General features: G+C 74.2%; 14 protein-coding genes. 5 read left to right on the top strand and 9 right to left on the bottom strand.

Features of this window, described 5'->3' with window-relative positions; genetic code table 11:
* The first annotated feature begins 111 nt into the window (after positions 1 to 111).
* Positions 112 to 1,116 (top strand): GlxA family transcriptional regulator, encoded by a 1,005-nt coding sequence (locus ABT342_RS34625; RefSeq protein ID WP_351582549.1) that lies wholly within the window; start codon positions 112 to 114, stop codon positions 1,114 to 1,116.
* Positions 1,117 to 1,161: 45 nt separating this feature from the next.
* Here ABT342_RS34625 and ABT342_RS34620 read toward each other — a convergent pair whose 3' ends face one another.
* The 4 genes from ABT342_RS34620 to ABT342_RS34605 all read right to left on the bottom strand — a co-directional run bounded on the left by ABT342_RS34620 (position 1,162) and on the right by ABT342_RS34605 (position 4,859).
* Positions 1,162 to 1,761, bottom strand: a complete 600-nt coding sequence (locus ABT342_RS34620) for a DUF1707 SHOCT-like domain-containing protein (protein WP_351582547.1) — start codon at positions 1,759 to 1,761, stop codon at positions 1,162 to 1,164.
* A gap of 96 nt (positions 1,762 to 1,857) precedes the next feature.
* Positions 1,858 to 3,459 carry an MFS transporter gene (locus tag ABT342_RS34615; protein ID WP_351582545.1) on the bottom strand — a complete coding sequence of 534 codons (1,602 nt, stop codon included), beginning with the start codon at positions 3,457 to 3,459 and terminating at the stop codon, positions 1,858 to 1,860.
* Complete coding sequence (locus ABT342_RS34610) at positions 3,456 to 4,064, bottom strand: NAD(P)H oxidoreductase (RefSeq protein WP_351582543.1); 609 nt, start codon at positions 4,062 to 4,064, stop codon at positions 3,456 to 3,458. Before ABT342_RS34610 ends, ABT342_RS34615 begins: the two co-directional genes overlap by 4 nt.
* Positions 4,065 to 4,106: 42 nt before the next feature.
* Positions 4,107 to 4,859, bottom strand: a complete 753-nt coding sequence (locus ABT342_RS34605) for an SDR family oxidoreductase (protein ID WP_351582542.1) — start codon at positions 4,857 to 4,859, stop codon at positions 4,107 to 4,109.
* A 131-nt stretch (positions 4,860 to 4,990) separates the two neighbouring features.
* Between ABT342_RS34605 and ABT342_RS34600 the strand changes: the two genes are divergently transcribed.
* From ABT342_RS34600 to ABT342_RS34590, 3 genes are all read left to right on the top strand, one after another.
* Positions 4,991 to 8,248 (top strand): AfsR/SARP family transcriptional regulator, encoded by a 3,258-nt coding sequence (locus tag ABT342_RS34600; protein WP_351582540.1) that lies wholly within the window; start codon positions 4,991 to 4,993, stop codon positions 8,246 to 8,248.
* Between the two features lie 282 nt (positions 8,249 to 8,530).
* Positions 8,531 to 9,811: an MFS transporter gene (locus tag ABT342_RS34595; RefSeq protein ID WP_351582538.1), complete on the top strand. Its 1,281-nt coding sequence runs from the start codon at positions 8,531 to 8,533 to the stop codon at positions 9,809 to 9,811.
* Positions 9,812 to 9,955: 144 nt separating this feature from the next.
* On the top strand, positions 9,956 to 11,041 hold the full coding sequence (locus ABT342_RS34590) for an esterase-like activity of phytase family protein (protein ID WP_351582536.1): 1,086 nt from the start codon (positions 9,956 to 9,958) through the stop codon (positions 11,039 to 11,041).
* Here ABT342_RS34590 and ABT342_RS34585 read toward each other — a convergent pair.
* The 5 genes from ABT342_RS34585 to ABT342_RS34565 form a co-directional block, all read right to left on the bottom strand.
* On the bottom strand, positions 10,987 to 12,327 hold the full coding sequence (locus ABT342_RS34585) for a carboxyl transferase domain-containing protein (RefSeq protein ID WP_351582534.1): 1,341 nt from the start codon (positions 12,325 to 12,327) through the stop codon (positions 10,987 to 10,989). The two genes, ABT342_RS34590 and ABT342_RS34585, sit on opposite strands and share 55 nt — an antisense overlap.
* Before the next feature lie 3 nt (positions 12,328 to 12,330).
* A complete protein-coding gene (locus ABT342_RS34580) occupies positions 12,331 to 13,809 on the bottom strand; it encodes an acyl-CoA synthetase (protein ID WP_351582532.1) in 1,479 nt (492 codons plus the stop codon).
* Between the two features lie 408 nt (positions 13,810 to 14,217).
* Positions 14,218 to 15,921: a sensor histidine kinase gene (locus tag ABT342_RS34575; protein ID WP_351582530.1), complete on the bottom strand. Its 1,704-nt coding sequence runs from the start codon at positions 15,919 to 15,921 to the stop codon at positions 14,218 to 14,220.
* Between the two features lie 2 nt (positions 15,922 to 15,923).
* Positions 15,924 to 16,961, bottom strand: coding sequence for a rod shape-determining protein (locus tag ABT342_RS34570; protein ID WP_351582528.1), 1,038 nt, complete (start codon positions 16,959 to 16,961; stop codon positions 15,924 to 15,926).
* Between the two features lie 102 nt (positions 16,962 to 17,063).
* On the bottom strand, positions 17,064 to 17,636 hold the full coding sequence (locus ABT342_RS34565; protein WP_351582526.1) for a hypothetical protein: 573 nt from the start codon (positions 17,634 to 17,636) through the stop codon (positions 17,064 to 17,066).
* Between the two features lie 303 nt (positions 17,637 to 17,939).
* Between ABT342_RS34565 and ABT342_RS34560 the strand changes: the two genes are divergently transcribed.
* Entirely contained in the window at positions 17,940 to 18,680 is a 741-nt protein-coding gene (locus ABT342_RS34560) for an SCO2400 family protein (RefSeq protein WP_351582524.1), read from the top strand.
* Positions 18,681 to 19,007: the final 327 nt, after the last annotated feature.

The following is a 19,007-nucleotide window of genomic DNA, read 5'->3' as shown; positions in this document are numbered from 1 at the left end:
CGGTGAGTCCTGCGGTGGTGCGGTGAGTCCGTGGTGCGGTGAGATCAACTTTCGCCGGTCGGAAAGCATCGTTCGAGTGGCTGGATGGCCAGGGTGTGAAAGGATCTGGCCATGATCAGCCATCGGCATCGTGTCGTCGTCCTCGCGCTCGAGGGCGTCTATCCCTTCGAGCTGAGCATCCCCTCCCGTATCTTCGGCACCGCCCAAGGGCCGGACGGCGAACCGCTGTACGAGGTGATCACCTGCAGCACCGACGGCGCCCCCGTCCGGACCAGCTCCGACTTCACCATCGGCGTCGAGCACGGCATCGAGGCGTTCGAGACCGCGGACACGCTGGTCATCCCGCCGTTCACCTGCGGCACGGACGAGGACGGGGAACGGGAGTGGCTCCCGGGGCCGCTCGGGGACGCGCTGCGGCGCCTGCGGCCCGGCACCCGCATCGTCTCCATCTGCACCGCCTCGTACGTCCTCGCCACCGCCGGTCTCCTCGACGGCCGCCGCGCCACCACGCACTGGAACGAGGCCGGGAACTTCCAGCGCCGATTCCCCCGGGTCGCGGTCGACCCCGACGTGCTGTTCGTCGACGACGGGGACGTGCTCACGGCGGCCGGGGTCGCCGCCGGTGTCGACCTGTGCCTGCACCTGCTGCGCCGCGACCACGGCAGCGAGGTCACCAACCGGGTGGCCAGGCTCTGCGTCGTACCGCCGTGGCGCGACGGCGGCCAGGCCCAGTTCATCGAACGCCCGGTGCCGGAGCCAACGGTGGCGACGACGACCCCGACCCGGGCGTGGGCGCTCGGTGAACTGCACCGGCCGTTGTCACTGGCCGAGTTGGCGGGGCACGCGCGGATGAGCGTACGGACGTTCTCGCGGCGCTTCCGCGACGAGGTGGGGATGACGCCCGGTCAGTGGCTCACCCAGCAGCGCGTGGAGAGCGCCCGCAGGCTCCTGGAGACCACGGACCTGCCGGTGGACCGGGTGGCGCGGGAGGCGGGGTTCGGTACGGCGGCGTCGCTGCGGCAGCATCTGGTGACGGCGGTCGGGGTGGCGCCCATCGCGTACCGCAACACCTTCCGCACCGAGCGGGCGCGGCAGGGGACCGGTGCGCCGACGTGAGGGCAGGACGTCCCGGCCGCGCCGGTGGGGTCCGGGCCGCCGTCGTCATCCCTCGCCCGGATCGAGCACGGCCCATTCCCTGTCGAGCCGGCTGCGCCACGCCGAACGGCGACGCGTCGTCGGATGCGCGATGACGATGTCGCCCAGAATCGCCGCACCGTTCACCCGCACCCGCGCCGCCGTCGCCGGCGAAGTGCTCCGAGGGCGCGTCAGATCGCGTACGTCGCCCAGGACACCGGAGCACCGCACCTCCACCTCCACTCCCTCGGGCACGAGCAGCGTCACATCGCCGAGCACCGCCCACGCGTTGACCGTGAGCTCGCCCGAGGCGGGGACCTGACTCGTCGACAGGTTCAGCGTCAGATCACCGATCAGGGCATGGGCGGTGCGGGTCGGGGAGGCCGGTGCGGGAGACGCGGCGGCGGGCGGGAGGTCCTCGGCGACCGTGGCCAGCTCGGAGCGGGTGCGGGCGAGGTAGGCGACCTCGCAGCGCTCGGCCAGCTCCTCCAGGGTCAGCCTGCCCTCCGCCGTCGCCGTCCGCAGGCGCTCGACGGTGGCCTCGCGCTCGGCGTCCGACGCGCGTACGGGGTCGGGGTGCATCGTCGTCGCCTCCGTGCCTGTGGGGTCGCATACCGGTGGATCCATACGAGCACGATGGGCCCGGGGCGGGCATCGGCACAGAGAACCACAGCGCACCACAGGGGACTACATCGAAGGATGCAGTCCCCTGTGGGCAACGGTTCAGTGGGCGGCCGGTGTGGCCGGTACCGGTTCCGCGCCTTCCGCGCGCTGAGCCCCTCCCGCGGACTCGGCGCCTTCTGCGGGCTCGGTGCCTTCCGCGGGGCCCTCGGACGGCGCCCCCACCGGCGGGATGCGCCGCAGCAGCGTCGCCACCAGCACCGCCGTCACCAGCGCGACCACCGCACTGGCCGCCGACGCCACCTGGAGCCCGGTCGTGAAGGCGTCCCTCGCCGTCTCCAGCAACGCCGCCCCGTCCGGGAGCCGTTCGGCCGCGGCGGCCGCCGCGCCGAGGGTGTCGCGGGCCTCGGCGGGGGCATCGGCGGGAATCCCGGACCGGTAGACCGCGACCGCGAGGCTGCCGGTGACCGCGATGCCGAGGGCCAGACCGAGGTCGTACGCCGTCTGGCCGGTCGCCGCCGCCGCGCCCGCCTTCTGCGGGGGTGCCGAGCCGACCGCCAGGGCCGTACCGAGCACGCTGATCGGAGCCGCACCGAACATGATCACGGTCAGGGCGACGGAGGCGGTCACGACGCCCTCCGAGAGGGCGATGGCCGCGTAACCGGTGACCGAGACCAGGATCCCGCCGATCAGGACGGACGCGGGACGGATCCGGCGGGCGAGCACCGGGGTGAGCTGGGAGCCCACGACCAGCCCCGCCGCTCCCGGCAGCAGCCACAGCCCGGCCTCCAGCGGCGACTGGCCGGCCACCGCCTGGAGGTACTGCGGGACCAGGTACTCCACCCCGTTGAGCGCGGTCATCCCGAGCAGCAGGGTCAGCAGCGCCCCGGTGAAGGCACGGTCCCGGAAGAGCCGCAGGTCCAGCAGCGGGGTCGCCAGCCGGTTCTGGCGGCGTACGAAGGCGGCGGTGAAGACCGCCCCCGCCGCGAACGCCACACCCGGCTCCCAGCCGGGAGCGCCCGAGGCCAGGGCCTTGACCGCGTACACCAACGGCAGGACCGCCAGCAGGAACAGCACGACGCTCGCCAGGTCCAGGCGGCCGGGCTCCGGGTCGCGGTACTCGGGAAGCAGCACGGGCGCCGTCAGCAGCGCGAGCAGCATCACCGGCACGCCGATCAGGAAGACCGAGCCCCACCACCAGTGCGCCAGCAGCACTCCGCCGATGACCGGGCCGACGGCCAGGCCCACGGACAGCGCGGTCACCCACATCGCGATCGCCGTGGCCCGGCGGCGCGGGTCGGTGAACATATGGCTGATCAGGGAGAGCGTGGAGGGCAGTACGGCCGCGCCGGCGATACCGAGCAGCGCGCGGGCCGTGATCAGCACGGCCGGGTTCGGGGCGTACGCGGCGAGCAGCGAGGCCACGACGAACCCGGCCGAGCCCGCCATCAGCAGCTTGCGGCGGCCGATGCGGTCGCCGAGCGTGCCCATGATGACGAGGGTGCCGGCGGTGAGGAAGCCGTAGATGTCGGTGGTCCACAGCAGTTCGGCGCCGGTGGGGTGGAGATCGGCGGCGAGATAGGGGGTGGCCAGCCACAGCACACCCAGGTCGGCGGTCATCAGCGTCACGGGCAGCAGCAGGACCGCGAGACCGAGCCATTGCCGGGCCTCTCCCGATCGCTGCGAGGTGGTGGAGACGCTCATCGGTCCCCTCCTTCCGTCAGTGCGGCGCCGGCCTCCGCCAGCACCTTGTGGACATGCTCCGGGCGCAGGGTGTGCGGGATGCCGGACAGCTCGGTGCCGTGCAGCAGCCGCACCCGCGCGTCCGTGATCCCGCAGAACTCCGAGACCCCGACGCGCAGTTGGACGTCGATGGCCGTGCCGAGCCCGGCCTGCTCGTACGAGGACGGCGAGCCGCCCGCCAGTCCGAGCCAGAGCATCCGCTTCCCGGCGAGGCGGGGCTTGCTGCGGCCGTACGCGAAGCCGTAGTTCCACACCCGGTCGATCCAGCCCTTGAGGATGGCGGGCGGGGCGAACCACCACACCGGGAAGACGACGACGATCTCGTCGGCGGCCGCGATCCGGTCCATGTGGGCGTGGACCTCGGGGGAGTAGCGCTTCTCCCGGTCCTCCCAGTCCGGCTCGTCGGCCGGGGTCAGCCGGGGGTCGAAGTCCTCGGCGTAGAGGTCGAGTACGTCGACCGTCCCGCCGGCGTCCTTGATGCGGGCGTGCAGATGGGTGGCCACCTGGGCGGCGAGCGAGTCGGGGCGGGGGTGGGCCACGACCAGGAGGGTGTGCCGTGTCGTCATGGTGTCTGCTCCTCAGATGCCTGGTCCTCAGATGCCTGGTCCTCAGATCCCGAGGCCGGAGCCGCCGCTGACGTCGATGTTCTGGCCGGTCACCCAGCGCCCGTCGGCGGACGCGAGGAACCCCACCACGTCGGCCACGTCGGCCGGCTGTCCGACCCGGTTGAAGACGGAGAAACCCGCGGCGTGCGCCTTGGCGGCCGGGTCGGCCATCCACGGGTGGATGTCGGTCTCGATCGTGCCGGGGGAGACCGCGTTGACCGTGATGCCACGGGAGCCGAGGGTCTGCGCGAGGGTGAGGGTCAGGACCTCGACCGCGCCCTTCGACGCGGCGTACGACGTCATCCCGGGGAAGGCGACCTTGGTGACGCCGGAGGAGACGTTGATGATGCGGCCTCCGTCCCGCAGCCGGTCCAGGCCCTGCTTGATGATGAAGAACGGCGCCTTGGCGTTGACCGCGAAGACCTTGTCGTAGTCGGCCTCGGAGACCTCGTGGATCAGGCCGGGGCCGGCGATGCCCGCGTTGTTGACGAGGATGTCGACGCCGTCCGCGTGCTCGTCGAACGCCCGCCACAGGGTCTCCGCGTCGCCGGGCACGCCCAGTTCGGCGCGGATCGCGAAGGCGCTGCCGCCCCCCGCTTCGATCGCGGCGACCGTCTCCTTCGCGGCGGTCTCGTTGGAGGCGTAGTGGACGGCGACGCGGGCGCCGTCGGCGGCGAGCCGCTGGGCGATGGCCCGGCCGATGCCGCGGCTGGCGCCGGTGACGAGGGCGGTGCGGCCGGTGAGCTTGGCGTTCATGGTGTTTCTCCCGGTGTCGGGGGTGTTCTCTTCGGACGAGGAACACCATCCGGCGCGGCGGTTCGGATCCGGTTCGGATCTGGTTCGGGAGGGGTTCGGGAGAGGTCAGGGGCACGGGCTAACGTGGCGACATGCGATTCGGGGTGCTGGGCGAGACGGCCGTATGGACCGACGACGGGCAGCCCGTACGGGTCCCCGAACTCAAGGTGCGCGCCCTGCTCGCCTCCCTCCTCGTCGACCCCGGACGGCCCGTCGCCGCTCACCGGCTGATCGACGACCTGTGGGGCGAGGAGCCGCCCGGCAACCCGGCCAAGGCCCTGCAGGCCAAGGTCTCCCAGCTGCGCCGCGTCCTGGAGGAGGCCGAACCGGGCGGGCGCGAGCTGGTCGTCTCCCGCGCGCCCGGCTACCAACTGGCGCCCGGCGAGGGCGCGCTGGACGCCGACCGGTTCGCACAGCTGGCGGCGCGAGCGAGGACCGCCGGGGATCCGCGCGTACGGGCCGGACTGCTGGCCGAGGCGCTGGAGCTGTGGCGGGGGCCCGCGTTCGCCGACTTCGCCGAGGAGACGTTCACCCGGGCCGCCGCGACACGACTGGAGGAGGACCGGCTCGTCGTCCTGGAGGAGCAGGCCGAGGCCCGGCTCGACAGCGGCGAACACGCCCGGCTGGTGGGGGAGCTGGCCGAACTGGTCGAACGCCATCCGCTGCGCGAGCGGCTGCGCGCCGTGCAGCTGCGTGCGCTGTACCGGTCCGGACGGCAGAGCGAGGCACTCGCCGGATACGAGGACCTGCGGACCAGGCTCGCCGACGAACTCGGCCTCGACCCGAGCCCCGAACTGGCCGAACTGCAACGGGCGATGCTTCAGCAGGCCCCGGAGCTCGCCGGTTCCCCCGCTTCTCCCGCACGCGCGCGGACGAACATCCCCGCCCCGTTCACCGGCCTGATCGGGCGCGAGGACGAGGTCGCCGACGTACGCGAACTCCTCGCCACCCGGCGCCTGATCACCCTCACCGGACCCGGCGGCGTCGGCAAGACCCGGCTCGCGGTCGCCGTCGCCGAGCAGCTGAAGGGCACCTTCCCGGACGGGGAATGGCTGGTCGAACTCGCAGGTGTGGGCGGCGACCCGGCCGAGGTCGTCGCGGCGGCGATGGAGCTGCGGGACGACGGCGTGTGGGGCGTACGGCCCGAAGGCGAGCGGGCGCCCGACGCGGCGGAGCGGCTCGCACAGGTGCTGCGCCCCAAGCGGCTGCTGCTCGTCCTCGACAACTGCGAGCACGTGATCGACGAGGCGGCGGCGCTCGCGGAGCGGCTGCTGCGGTCCGCGCCCGGTCTCGTGATCATGACGACCAGCCAGGAGCCGCTGGCGCTGGCCGGGGAGACCCTGTGGGCCGTCCCGCCGCTCGCTCCCGGCGATGCCGCCGGGCTGTTCGCCGCGCGGGCCTCGGCGGCCGCGCCCGGCTTCGTGGTCGACGCGTCCAACTCCGCCGCGGTGGAGGCCATCTGCCGTCGGCTGGACGGCATACCGCTCGCTCTGGAGCTGGCCGCGACCCGGGTGCGGGCGCTCGGCGTGCACCGGCTGCTGGAGCGGCTGGACGACCGGTTCCGGCTGCTCAGCGCGGGGCAGCGGGGCGCGCCGGCCCGCCAGCAGACCCTGCGGGCGATGATCGACTGGAGCTGGGAGCTGCTGGGCGAGCCCGAACGGGCGGTGCTGCGGCGGCTCGCCGTGCACGCCGAAGGGTGCACGCTGGAGGCGGCGGAGGAGGTGTGCGCGGGGGACGGGGTCGACGCCGGGGACGTACTGGACCTGCTGGTACGGCTGGTGGACCGGTCGCTGGTGGTCGCCGCCGACGGACCGCGCTACCGGCTGCTGGAATCCGTGTCCGCGTACTGCGTCGAACGGATGCGGGAGGCAGGCGAGCTGGAGCCCGTACGCCGACGGCACCTCGCGTACTACACCGACCTGGCTGTCGCGGCGGCGCCCGAACTGCGCGGACGGGCACAGGGCACGTGGCTGGCGCGGCTGGACGCCGAGAGCGCGAATCTGCGCGGGGCGCTGGAAGGGGCGGTCGAGCGTGGCGCGCCCGGCGACGTGCGGGACGCGCAGGGTGGGGCGGTCCACGGTCAGGCGGGGCACGGCGGGGCGGACTACGGCGAGGCGGGGCACGGCGGGGCGGAGTACGCGCTCCGGCTCGTCGACGCGCTCGCCTGGTACTGGATCCTGCGCGGCCGGCTCGGCGAGGGGCTGCGCTCGGTGACGGCGGCACTGGCACTGCCCGGTGGTGACCCCGCGCTGCGGGCCCGGGCCGGTGTCTGGCGGGCGGGCCTCGCCGTGCTGACCGGCGACGGCACGGACCGGGTGGCCCGCTTCGAGGAGGCGCTCGCCCGGTGCGAGAAGGAGGGCGATCCGGCGCTGGTGGCGTGGGCGCGGTGGTTCCTGTCGCACGCGCTGTGCGGGACCGGGGACTTCCTGGCGGGCGAGGAGCTCACCGAGGCGTCGCTGGACGGCTTCCGGGAACTCGGCGAACGGTGGGGCGAGGCCGCCGCGCTCGCCGACCGGTCGGTGCAGCGGCTGCTGCGCGGCGACCTGGCGGGGGCGGAGGGGGACGCGGGGCGGAGCGTCGAACTGTTCGGGGACGTCGGCGACGCGTGCGGGCGGCTGTGGTCGGTATACCCGCTGGCGGCGGTCGCCGAGATCCATGGCGACTACGGGCGGGCGGCCCGGCGGTGGCAGGGCGGACTGGACACCGCGGAAGCCTTCGGCCTGCACACCCAGGCGGCGGACCTGCTGTCCGGGCTCGGGCGTACCGCGCTGCTGACCGGGGACCTCGCCGGGGCGCGCGAGCACCACGAACGCTCCCGCCGCCTCGCCGCTGAACTCGGCTTCCGCGCGGGCGAGATCAACGCGGAGGTCGGGCTCGGGCTCGGTGCGCGCCGCGAGGGGCTCCTGGACGAGGCCGAGGCGCACATGCGCACGGTGCTGGACTGGCACCGGCAGGTCGGGCTCGACGGCGCGAACGCGCTGATGCTGGCGGAGCTGGGCTTCGTGGCGGAGCTGCGGGGCGACGCGGAGGCGGCGCTCGCCCTCCACGAGGAGGGCTACGCCACCGCGCTCACGACGGGCGACCCGCGCGCCGTCGCCCTCGCCCTGGAGGGCCTGGCCGCCGCGCACGCCCTGGCCGGCCGCCCCTCCGTAACGGCTCTCCTCCTGGGCGCGGCCACGGCCGCCCGAGCCGCCTCGGGCGCCCCGCTGCCCCCGGCGGAACGCGCCGACGTGGACCGGGCCGGGGCGGCGGCGACGGCGGCGCTCGGGGAGCCGGCCTTCACGAAGGCCTTCGCCCGGGGCGAGCGGCTGGGCCCGGAGGCGGCGCACGCGGCGTCGGTGGCGGGGTAGGGGGGCGGGGCGCCTGCGGCGGGCCTTTTCCCCGCCCGCCCCTTTCCGCAACTGGGGCTCCGCCCCAGCCCCCCTTGCGGAGGCTCCGCCCCCCGTACCCCCGCGCCTCAAACGCCGGCGGGGCTGAAAGACGGGGGCTTAGCTAGGCACCCCACCTCCACCCGCCCCCGGCGTAAGGGGCTCATTAGCCTGCACTCATATACTGCACCGTATGGTGCCGACACCCCCAAGACCCGCCCCCCACCCCCGGCCCGCGCGGCCCGAGCGCAAGGGCGACGTCGTATGACCGCGCCCGAGACCGGCAGCACCGGCACCACCGCCCCCACCCCTACCCCCCGCCGTCGGATACTCGCCGACCTCACCCCCCTCCGGACCTCCCCCGACTACCGGCGCCTGTGGTTCGGCAACACCGTCTCCTGGGTCGGGCAGGGCATGACCGCCCTCGCCATCTCCCTCCAGGTCTACGACATCACCCGCTCCACCTTCTCCGTCGGGCTCGTCGGCCTCTTCTCCCTCGTACCCCTCATCGTCTTCGGGCTGTACGGCGGCGCCGTCGCCGACACCGTCGACCGGCGCAAGCTCGGGCTGTTCAGTGCCACCGGCTCCGCCGTGCTGTCGGCCGCCCTCGCCGCCGCCGCGTTCGCCGGGTTCCACCGGGTGTGGTTCCTGTACGCCGTCGTCGCCCTGCAAGCCGTGTGCGCCGCGCTCAACTCCCCGGCGCGCAGCGCGATGATCCCGCGTCTGCTGCCGTCGGAGCAGCTGCCCGCCGCCAATGCCCTCAACTCCATGACGATGACGTCCGGCATGCTCCTCGGCCCCATGCTCGGCGGGCTGATCGTCGGGGCCGCCGGCTACCAGACGGCGTACCTCATCGACGCGATCGCCTTCTCCGCCGCGCTCTACGCGATGTGGCGGCTGCCGTCCATGCTCCCCGACGGCGCCCGTACCAAACGGGCCTCGGTCCTCGACGGGCTCCGCTTCCTCGCCACCCGCCCGAACCTGCGGATGACGTTCTTCTCCGACTTCAGCGCGATGATCCTGGCGCATCCCCGCGCGCTGTTCCCCGCCGTCGCCGTCCTCTGGTACGGCGGTGACGCCCGCACCACGGGCCTGCTCGTCGCCGCGCCCGCCGTCGGCGCGCTGCTCGGCGGGGTGTTCTCCGGATGGCTGGGGCGGATCCGCCGGCACGGCGCGGCGATCCTCATCGCCGTCGCCTGCTGGGGCGCGGCCGTCGCCGTCTTCGGACTGACCAGGAACCTCTGGCTCGGCCTGTTCTTCCTCGCGCTCGCGGGCTGCGCGGACACGGTCTCCATGGTGTTCCGCAGCACCATGCTCCAGGCGGCCGTGCCGGACGAGATGCGCGGGCGGCTGCAAGGCGTGTTCATCGTCGTCGTCGCGGGCGGACCGCGGCTCGGGGACTTCCTCGCCGGGTCGGTCGCCGACCTCACCTCACCCGCCGTCGCCGTCACCGGCGGCGGTCTGGCGTGCGTCCTGACGATCGGTCTGCTCGCCCTGCGCGGACGCGGCTTCGTACGCTACGACGCCCGCGAACCAACGCCCTGACCCATCGCCCGCCTCACAGCCCGGCCCGGCCCCCCGCCGAGCCGGGCTGTTTTCATCAACCGTTGATCCGCCCTTCACATATCTCCCCTCAGGCCATATGACTATTAGTCACTTACCTGTCGCCACCACTCCCTGGGGGTCCTCGTGTGCCGTCGCACCGTCGTCGCCGCCACCGCCGCCGCTCTGGCACTCACCGGAACGGTCATCTCCGCCCCGTCGGCGGTCGCCCGCACCGCGACAACGGACCGGTCGTGCTCGCCCTACGTCTCGGTCGCCGGATACACCGACGCGCTCGACAAGACCACGTTCGACGGGCGGAAGGTCGGCGGGCTGTCCGGCCTCGCCGTCCAGCGCGACGGTTCGGCCGTCGCCGTCTCCGACCGCTCCGCGCTCTTCCGCTTCGACCTCGGCCGGGGCAGCACACCGCGCCCCGTCACCACCGGGGCGGTGCCGCTCACCAGCCCCACCGGGGCGCCCCTCGACTCCGAGGGCATCGTCGCCGAGCCCGGCGGGACGTACCTCGTCACCGACGAGGTCGAGCCCTCCATCCGCCGCCACGGGCCGGACGGCGCGATCCTCGGCGCCCTGCCCGTGCCCGACGCGCTGAAGGTCGCCCCCGCCGGACGGGCCCGGCAGAACCAGACGTTCGAGAGCCTCACCGCACAGCCCGGCGGCCGTACGCTCGTCGCGGGCATGGAGGGTCCGATCGCGGGCGACGGCACCGACGCGGCCGGTCGTACGCTCCAGCGCATCCAGACCTGGCAGCGCGACCGTTCCGGCGACTACCGCATCGGCGCCCAGTACGGCTACGCCGTCGACCCCGGCCACGGACTGGTCGAGCTCGCCCCCGTGGGCGACGGCCGGCTGCTGGTCCTGGAGCGCGGCTTCACCGCCCAGTTCCGTATCACCGTACGGCTGTACGTCACCGACCCGCGCGGCGCCCGCGACATCAGCGGCGTCACGAACCTGACTGCCGACGACGGCATCCTCCGCAAGACGCTCGTCGCCGACCTCGAGAACTGCCCGACGCTCGGCGCGCCTTCGCACCTCCCGCAGAACCATCCCCTGATCGACAACATCGAGGGCATGGCCGTCCAGCGGTACGAAGGCGACGGCCGACTGCGGCTGCTGCTCGTCAGCGACGACAACGACTTCGCGCAGCAGATCACCAGGCTCTACTCGCTGCGCGTCACGATCCCGCGTACGAGCCCCAACTCCACCAGGTCCTGAGGCCGCAGCCGCAGCTGGTCCGCGGTCGCCGGCGCGTCCGAAGGGGCGCGCTTGAGGATCGCCGCGGCCAGCTCCGGCGCGATGACCGAGAAGTAGCTGTCGGGCGTGGCCCAGGTGTTCCCGGCAACGGCGAGCGCCAGGGCCCCGCCCGATCCGCCCTCCCCGATGACGAGGGTCGTCACCGGCACCCGCGCCTCCGCCATCGCCGCGAACACCCCGGCGATCGCCGCGCCCGCCCCGGCCCGCTCCGCCTCGGCGTCATTGGCGGCCCCGGGCGTGTCCACGAGCGTGAGCACGGGTATCCCCAGCCGGTCCGCGAGCCGGATCAGCCGGGCCGCCGTGCGGTATCCGGCGGGCCGGGTCGCGGTGCCGTCCTGCGCGGCGTACGCCACCGCCCGCCCGCCGCGCAGCCCGAACCCGCACAGCATCCCCGGATCGACGCCCCCGCAGCGGTCGCCGTGGACCGCCAGCCGCTCATCGAAGTACGCCTCCAGATACGCCCCCGCCCGAGGCCGTTCCCCGGCCCGCGCCCGCCCCACGGCCTCCCAGCCGCTCTCGGCGAGGTCCGCGCTCCCGAGCGTGTGCGGCGGCGGTACGGGCTCGCTGTCGCCCGGTCGCCCGCCCGTCAGCAACGTCAGCCACAAGGCCACCGTGTCCCGCAGGTCCTCGGACCGCACGACCGCGTCGACCTGGCCCCCGGCGAACTGCCCCTCGGCCGTGTACGCGAACGGATCGGCGCCGGCCGGCCGGACCCGGGACCCCGCGAACCCGATCTGCGCGCCCGGCAGCGCCAGCACCACATCCGCACCCGCGCCGAGCGTGGCCCAGCCACCGCCCGTGGTCGGGTCGCGGACCACCGCGACCTGGGCGAGCCCGGCGGCCCGGTTCAGCGCCGAGGCGCGGGCCACGCGCTGGAGCTGGGTGAGCGCGATCATGCCCTCCTGCATACGGCTGCCACCCGTGGCGATCAGCGACACCAGCGGGAGGCGCTCCTCGCGCGCGTACGCGTACGCCGCCTCCAGCCGGTCACCGGTGCCCCGCCCCAACGACCCGCCCATGAACCCGAACTCGAACGAGACGAGCACCGCGCGCCGCCCGCCGACCGTCGCCGTACCGCAGACGACCGACTCGTCCTCCCCGGTCCGCGCCACCGCCCGAGCCCGCGAGGCACCGTACCCGGCCCAGCCGATCGGCCCGTCCGCGTCCGCGGCCGCACCCTGCGGGAGTTCCCCGAAACCCTCCGCGACCAGCGCGATCGCCTCGCGCGCGGTCAGCCGCTCAGCCATCCCTCAGCCCTCCGCCGACAGGGCACGCTTCATGACCTTGCCCATGTCGTTGCGCGGCAGCGCCGCCAGATGGCGGACGACGCGCGGGCGCTTGTGCGGGGCGAGCTGCCCCGCCACATGCCGGGCCAACTCCTCCCCGGACGGCGGCCGGTCCGCGTCCACCGGCACCACCCACGCCACGATCCGCTCACCAAGATCCTCGTCCGGCTCCCCGGTCACCGCCGCCTCCCGCACGCCCGGGTGCTCCAGCAGCGCGTTCTCGATCTCGCCCGCGCCGATCTTGTAACCGCCGCTCTTGATCAGATCGGTGGCCTTGCGCCCGACGATCCGTACGTAACCGTCCGCGTCCCGGACCGCCATGTCACCCGTACGGAACCAGCCCTCGTCGAACGCCGCGGCGGTCGCGTCCGGCCGGTTCAGGTACTCCGTGAACAGATTCGGCCCCCGCACCTGGATCTCACCGACCGTCTCGCCGTCGTACGCCTCGATCGGCGTCCCGTCCTCCTCGACCAGCCGCAGCTCGACCCCCGGCAGCGGCACCCCCACGGACCCCGGTCGCGGCTCCCCGTCCACCCGCACACTCGCGGGGGTCTGGGGGTTTACCCTCAGAGAACACAGCATCAGCGTTTCCGTCATCCCGTACCGCTCGATGACGCGCCGCCCCGTCGCCGCGAGGATCCGCTCGTGGTCGTGGACCGGCAGCGCCGCCGAACCCGAGACCAGCAGCCGCGCCTCCGCCAGCCCCTTCGTCAGCCGCGGGTCGCCCGCCACGGCTTCGGCCAGCCGGTGGTACATCGTCGGCACCCCGAACAGCATCGTCCCGCCGTCCGCCAGCTCCCGCGCCACGCCCTCCACCTCGAACCTGCCGAGGTGCCGCACGCAGCCGCCCCGCCGCAGCGGTCCGAGAACGCCCAGGATCAGCCCGTGGACGTGGAACAACGGCAGTGCGTGCACGAGTACGTCGTCCCCGGTCCACGCCCAGGCGTCCTCCAGCGCGTCCAGCGTCGCCGCGATGGCCCGGCGGGGCAGAACGGCGCCCTTCGGGGGGCCGGTCGTCCCGGAGGTGTAGACGATCAGCGCGGGCGCCCCGGGCTCCGGCTCGGCGGGCAGGGCGCCCCCGGCACCCGACAGCGGAACGTCCACGCGCTCCAACCCGCCCAGCACCGCCGGGAGTTCGTCACCCGGCCCCGCCAGCACCAGCTCCGGGGCGCTGTCCCCGACGATGTGCGCCAGCTCCCGCTCACCCGTCCTCGGGTTGAGCGGCACCGCGGGCACGCCCGCGAGGAGCGCGGCGACCACCCCGACCGCTGTCTCCAGCGTGGGGGTCGCCCAGACCGCGACGCGCTCCGCCCCCGCGCCGGAGATCCGCCCGGCCAGGCTCCCGGCGGCGGCGCGCAGCTCGCCGTAGGTCAGGGCACGCTCACCGAAGCGGAGGGCCTGCCGGCCGGGGTCGGTGGCCAGGGCCGGGAAGAGAGCACTCACTGGTCGTCCTCCTCAGGTCACGCACGTGGGTACGGGAGATCACCATTGTCCCGCCGTGGAGGGGGACTGTCCGGTGCCACCTGAAGTCGGCGCCCGCCTGCGGCCCGGTGGGTGGTTTGTGCCCACCCGTTCCTCCCCCTAGGACTCCGTCGCTGGGGGAACCCCCAGCGGAACGTATGCCCACAAACCACTGGGGCGAGCCACCCCGGCCAGGCGCGGCGGGGGACGTGGCGGGGGCGTGTCCGGGACACTGGAGCGTGATGTGTGGCGCATGACTCAGGGCGCCTTTACGGGGGTCTGGGGGGTGTCTCCCAGAAGACACAGCATGCCGTCCCGGATACGAGCCCCGGAGCGGCCCCCCCAGCAACCGACCCGGACCGGGGCAACCCCGACCGCCCCGGTCCAGGGTCACAGAGGGGACCGCCAGGTCAGGGTCGTGCCGTGGGTGCCGTCGGGGAGCGGTGCGTCGTCCGCGACCGTCAGGTGGAGGGCCGGGCGGCCGTCCGGGAGGGTGGCCGTCACGTCCACCTCGACGTCGATCGCCGAGACACCCGCACGCCGGTGCGCCGCCGCCAGCGCGCCCCGGAGCGCCGACAGCAGCTGCCCGTCCAGCGGCTCATGGACCAGCGCGTCCACCGGCCCGGTGAAGTGCACCGACGGCTGGAAGCCGAGCAGCGCCGCCGCCCCGCCCGTCTCCCGCAGCACCCGGCCCCGGAACGACGTCGGCGCGTCCGCGGGCGGCTGCTGCAGGGCGAAGATCGCGGTACGGACCTCCTGGATCGTCGAGTCCAGCTCGTCCACCGCCCGCTCCAGCAGCCGCGCCTCGCCGGAAGGCTCCACGAGCGGCTTCGCGGAAGGCTTCGCGGACGGCTCCGCAGACGACTCCCCGGACGATTCCACCGCCCGCCGCCGCGTCGACTCCAGCATCATCTCCGTGGCGAAGAGCCGCTGCACGACCAGATCGTGCAGGTCGCGGGCGATCCGGTCACGGTCCTCGTACACCGCGAGCCGCTCCCGGTCGTGCTGTGCGTCGGCGAGCACCAGGGCCAGCGCGGCCTGCGAGGCGAACTGCGCGGCCAGCACCTGTTCCACCCCCGTGTAGGGGCGTGCGCCGCGCCGCCTCGGCAGGGCGAGCGTGCCGATGAGCCTCCCGCCGCTCTGGAGCGGCAGCATCATCGAGGGCCCGAAGCGGTGCCGTACCGGCGTGGTCATCCGCGGATCGGACGCCGAGTCCTCCACGAACACCGGCTCTCCGCCGAGGAGCTGGACCAGCACCGGCGACCCCGCCGGGATCGTGGCGCCGATCAGATCGCCGGGATCGTCGCGCGTGCTCGCGGCGACGATCTCCATCCCGCCGCCCTCGGTCGGCTGGAGCACGACCCCGGCCACGGCGTCCGCGAGGACCCGGGCCTGCTCGGCGACGGTCATCAGGGCGTCCGCCGCGGCCTCCCCGGTGAGCAGCGCGGTCGTCACGGCCGCGGCGCCCTCGATCCAGCGTTCCCGCTGGCGGGCCGTCTCGTACAGCCGCGCGTTCCCGATCGCGATCCCTGCCTGCGCGCCGAGCACCCGCAGCAGCGCCAGGTCGTCGTCGGTGAACGGACCGCCCCGCTTCTCGGCCAGATAGAGGTTGCCGAGCACCTCGTTGTGCACCCGGATGGGCACGCCGAGGAAGGAGTGCATCTCAGGATGCCCTTCCGGCACGCCGGAGGATCGCGGGTCGGCCGTCAGATCGTCCAGCCGCAGCGGCCGCGGATCCTGGATGAGCGCACCGATGATCCCGCGGCGCCCGTCCGGGAGCGGTCCGATGCGTTCCCGCTCGGTGTCGGTCAGCCCGGACGTGAAAAGTTCGGTGATCGTGCGCCGCTCGGCGTCGATGATGCCGAGGGCCCCGTACCGCGCCGCCGCCAGTTCGGTCGCCGAGTCCACGATGTGCTGGAGGGCGGTGCGCAGTTCGAGGTCGCTGCCGACGCTGACCACGGCCTCCAGCAGCCTCGGCAGCTTCGACCGCGCCGACCGCTCGGACGCCGCTCCCGAGGAGCCCGCCGCGGATCCCGCCGACGAGTCCCTCGACGGGGCGCCCACCGCATCGCCCGCCGCATCCTCCGGCGGCATCCTCAGGCGACGAGCGGATCGAGGATCATCGCCTGGATACGGCCCTCCAGCATCTCCCCGAGTCCGAGCACCGCACACACGTCGGGGCGCTCAGCGATGTGCACGGGCATCCCGGTCGCGTCGCGCAGCATCTGGTCCAGGCCGGGCAGCAGCGCGCTGCCGCCGACCATCATGATCCCGCGGTCCGCGAGGTCGGCGACCAGGTCGGGCGGGCACTCGCGGAGGATCTTCCCGATGCCGTCGAGGACGGCGGTGAGCGGCGTGTGGATGGCGTTGCGCACGGCGGCGGTGTCGACCTTCACCGAACGCGCCAGCCCGGTGGCCACGTCGCGGCCGTGGATCTCGGTGACGGCCGGACCGTCCAGCGTGAGGCCGTTGCCGCTGAGGGCGAGCTGGAGCGGGCGTACGGACTGACTCGGCAGCATCAGCTCGTGCTGGTGGCGCAGGTGCTGGATCACGGCGTGGTCGATGGCGTCGCCGCCGACGGCGATCCGCACGGCGGTGACGATCGAGCCGAGGGACAGGACGGCCACCTGGGTGGTCGCGGCCCCGCACACCATGATCATGGTCGCGGTCGGCTGCTCGACGGGCAGCCCGCAGCCGACGGCCGCCGCGATCAGTGTGTCGACGAGCTCGACCCGCCGCGCACCGAGCCCGACCAGCGTCTCGACGGTGGCGCGCTGGGCGAGCGGATCGGCGTCGTGCGGAGTGCAGGCGGCGGCGCGCAGCCGGGGCTTGCGGCGCAGCTGGCGACGGAGCTTCTCGCCGAGGAGGTGGCGCAGCATGCGCTGGGCCATCTCGATGTCGACGACGCTGCCGCCGGAGACGGGGCGCATGACCTGGATGTAGTCGGGGGTGCGGCCGGTCATTTTCTCGGCGAATTCACCCACGGCGATGAGCGCGCCGTTACGGGTATTGACGGCGGCCACACTAGGCTGGTCGACGACGAGCCCCAGGCCCTTGACGAAGACCCGGGTTCTCGCTGCGCCGAGGTCGACGGCGACATGGCAACGGCGCAGCTGCTCAAGACTGACGGTCATGGCAGTTCCTCCCGAGAGCGGTTCCTGTTCGCATCGTCCGTTCGCCGGGGGCGCGGCGCGCGCTGGGCTGAGCCGGTCGGGGGGTGCTCAGCTGACGTCACATCAGCATGCGCGGCTACGGGAAACGCCTTGCAGCAGGCCCCAGCAGAACTCCGCGACGCACTCCTGTCCGTCGGGAAGGGTGAACGCGAGCCGTTGGCGCGTCGGGGCCGAGCCCTCCATCGGGCGGGCCGGGGCGAAGGCGCGGGCGACCTCGTCGACCGTGCAGGACCAGGGGCGCAGATCGTCCTCCGTACGCAGCCGAGGACCCGCCGCGCCCGGCGCCCGGACCAGCCACTCGTTCCAGACCGCGCCGCCGGGGGCCGCCAGCACCTCGAAGCGCAGGTCGGGCCAGAGCGGTACGCGCCAGAGCAGCGCGTCGCATTCGAGGTCACCGATGCGGCGGCGGGACGACGGCTCGGGTTCGCCGAGGACGGACCGATAGCGCGAGAGGGCGCCACGGGCCCGGGGCGAGCGCACCATCGCCTGCCAGCGGCGGTTCGCCTCCCGCATTTCGCCGATCGACACGCCGAGTTCGCGACGGGCGTCCTCGACGAGTCCGGGCTGGTGATCGGCCATGCGGCGGAGCAGGACGAGCTGGAAGCCGAGGGGTCCGAAGCGGTGGTCGCCGTTCATGGGCCCATCGTGCCCGGCTTCGGCCCGGCCGGGTGCCTTCGGCCGTATCGTCGGATCTTCCCTTCCTCTCCCGCACGTCCGACGCCCCCGACCGCTGGACGGGCGCGGCCCGCGCCCGTCCAGCGGGGCCCCGGTCCGGGCACATCCGGGGGCGTACGAGCGGGTCCGCACCGGTCCGCACCGGTCCGGGCAGATCCGGGCGGACCTCGCGAGCCGCCCCGCCAGGCATCGGGTGTTTCCACACAGGATCCTCACAGTCCCGGCTACCTGCGTTGTCCCCTCGCTGCATACGCTGCGGGCGCCATGGATTACTGCTACCAGTGCCGTCGACACCTCAACGGGGCTCTCGCGTGCGCCGGGTGCGGTACCCCCGCGGAGGAGCTCCGGCACCACAACCCCGCCGCGCCGACGGACGACGTCGTCATCGAGCTCGGCGGTCCGTACGACGACGACCGTCCGGCCGCCGGCCACCGCCGCGCGGCCGCGCCCGGCCGGCGTGCCGCCCGCCGGGTGGCCGGCAGCCGCAGGGCGCGCCGCAAGCGCGGCCGCAAGGTGCTGATCGGCACGTTCGGGCTGGCGCTGGCGGCCGGGGCGCTGAGCCTGGCCGAGCTGGCGCAGGAGCTGCCGGGTGACGACGGTCCGTCGGTCGCGGTGCGCGAGGAGGAGTCCTTCGCGGTCGACGACGTACCCGAGCCGACCGGAAGCCCCGAGCCGCCGACCGGTCCGAGCGCGGTGAGCGAGCCGCCCACCGCCTCGTCCGGGGCGGCGAGGCCGTCGGGCAGCGCGGCGGGGCGTGGCAGCGGGCGGCCGACGAACGCGGGGTCGCCGGTCTCCTCGGCGTCCTCGTCGCAGGCCGCGCCGTCCACCTCCCGGCCGGCGGGGCCGGGCTCGAGCGGTGCGCCTTCTTCGTCGGCCCCGGGTGGCGGCGGCCCGTCCGGTCCCTCGTCCTCGTCCCCGGCACAGCCGCCCCAGCCTCCGCCGCCGCCTCCTCCGGAGCCGACGCCGACGGAGACGTGCACGTGGTTCTTGTGGTGGTGCACGTAGGGGACCGCTGTGCGGGGCTTCTCTCCCCGCCCCGCCCCTTCCCGAAAACTGAGGGCTGCGCCCCCAGCCCCCGTTTGCGGGGGCTCCGCCCCCGTACCCCCGCCGGGGCTCCGCCCCCGTACCCCCGCCGGGGCTCCGCCCCGTACCCCCGCCGGGGCTCTGCCCCGTACCCCCGCCGGGGCTCTGCCCCGTACCCCGCGCCTCAATCTCCCCCCACGCCCTAGCGGGCGTGGGGGGGGTGCCCCTATGGGTTTGGTCAACCCGTGGGGGCGGGTTGGGGGTCGTAGAAGGTGCCGTCGCGGAGCATGGCGAAGAGGACGTCGGCTC

Source organism: Streptomyces sp. NPDC000410 (assembly GCF_040300305.1).
Lineage (GTDB): Bacteria > Actinomycetota > Actinomycetes > Streptomycetales > Streptomycetaceae > Streptomyces.
Note: the sequence above shows the minus strand (reverse complement) of the source record. Positions and strands in the feature narration are given on the sequence as shown.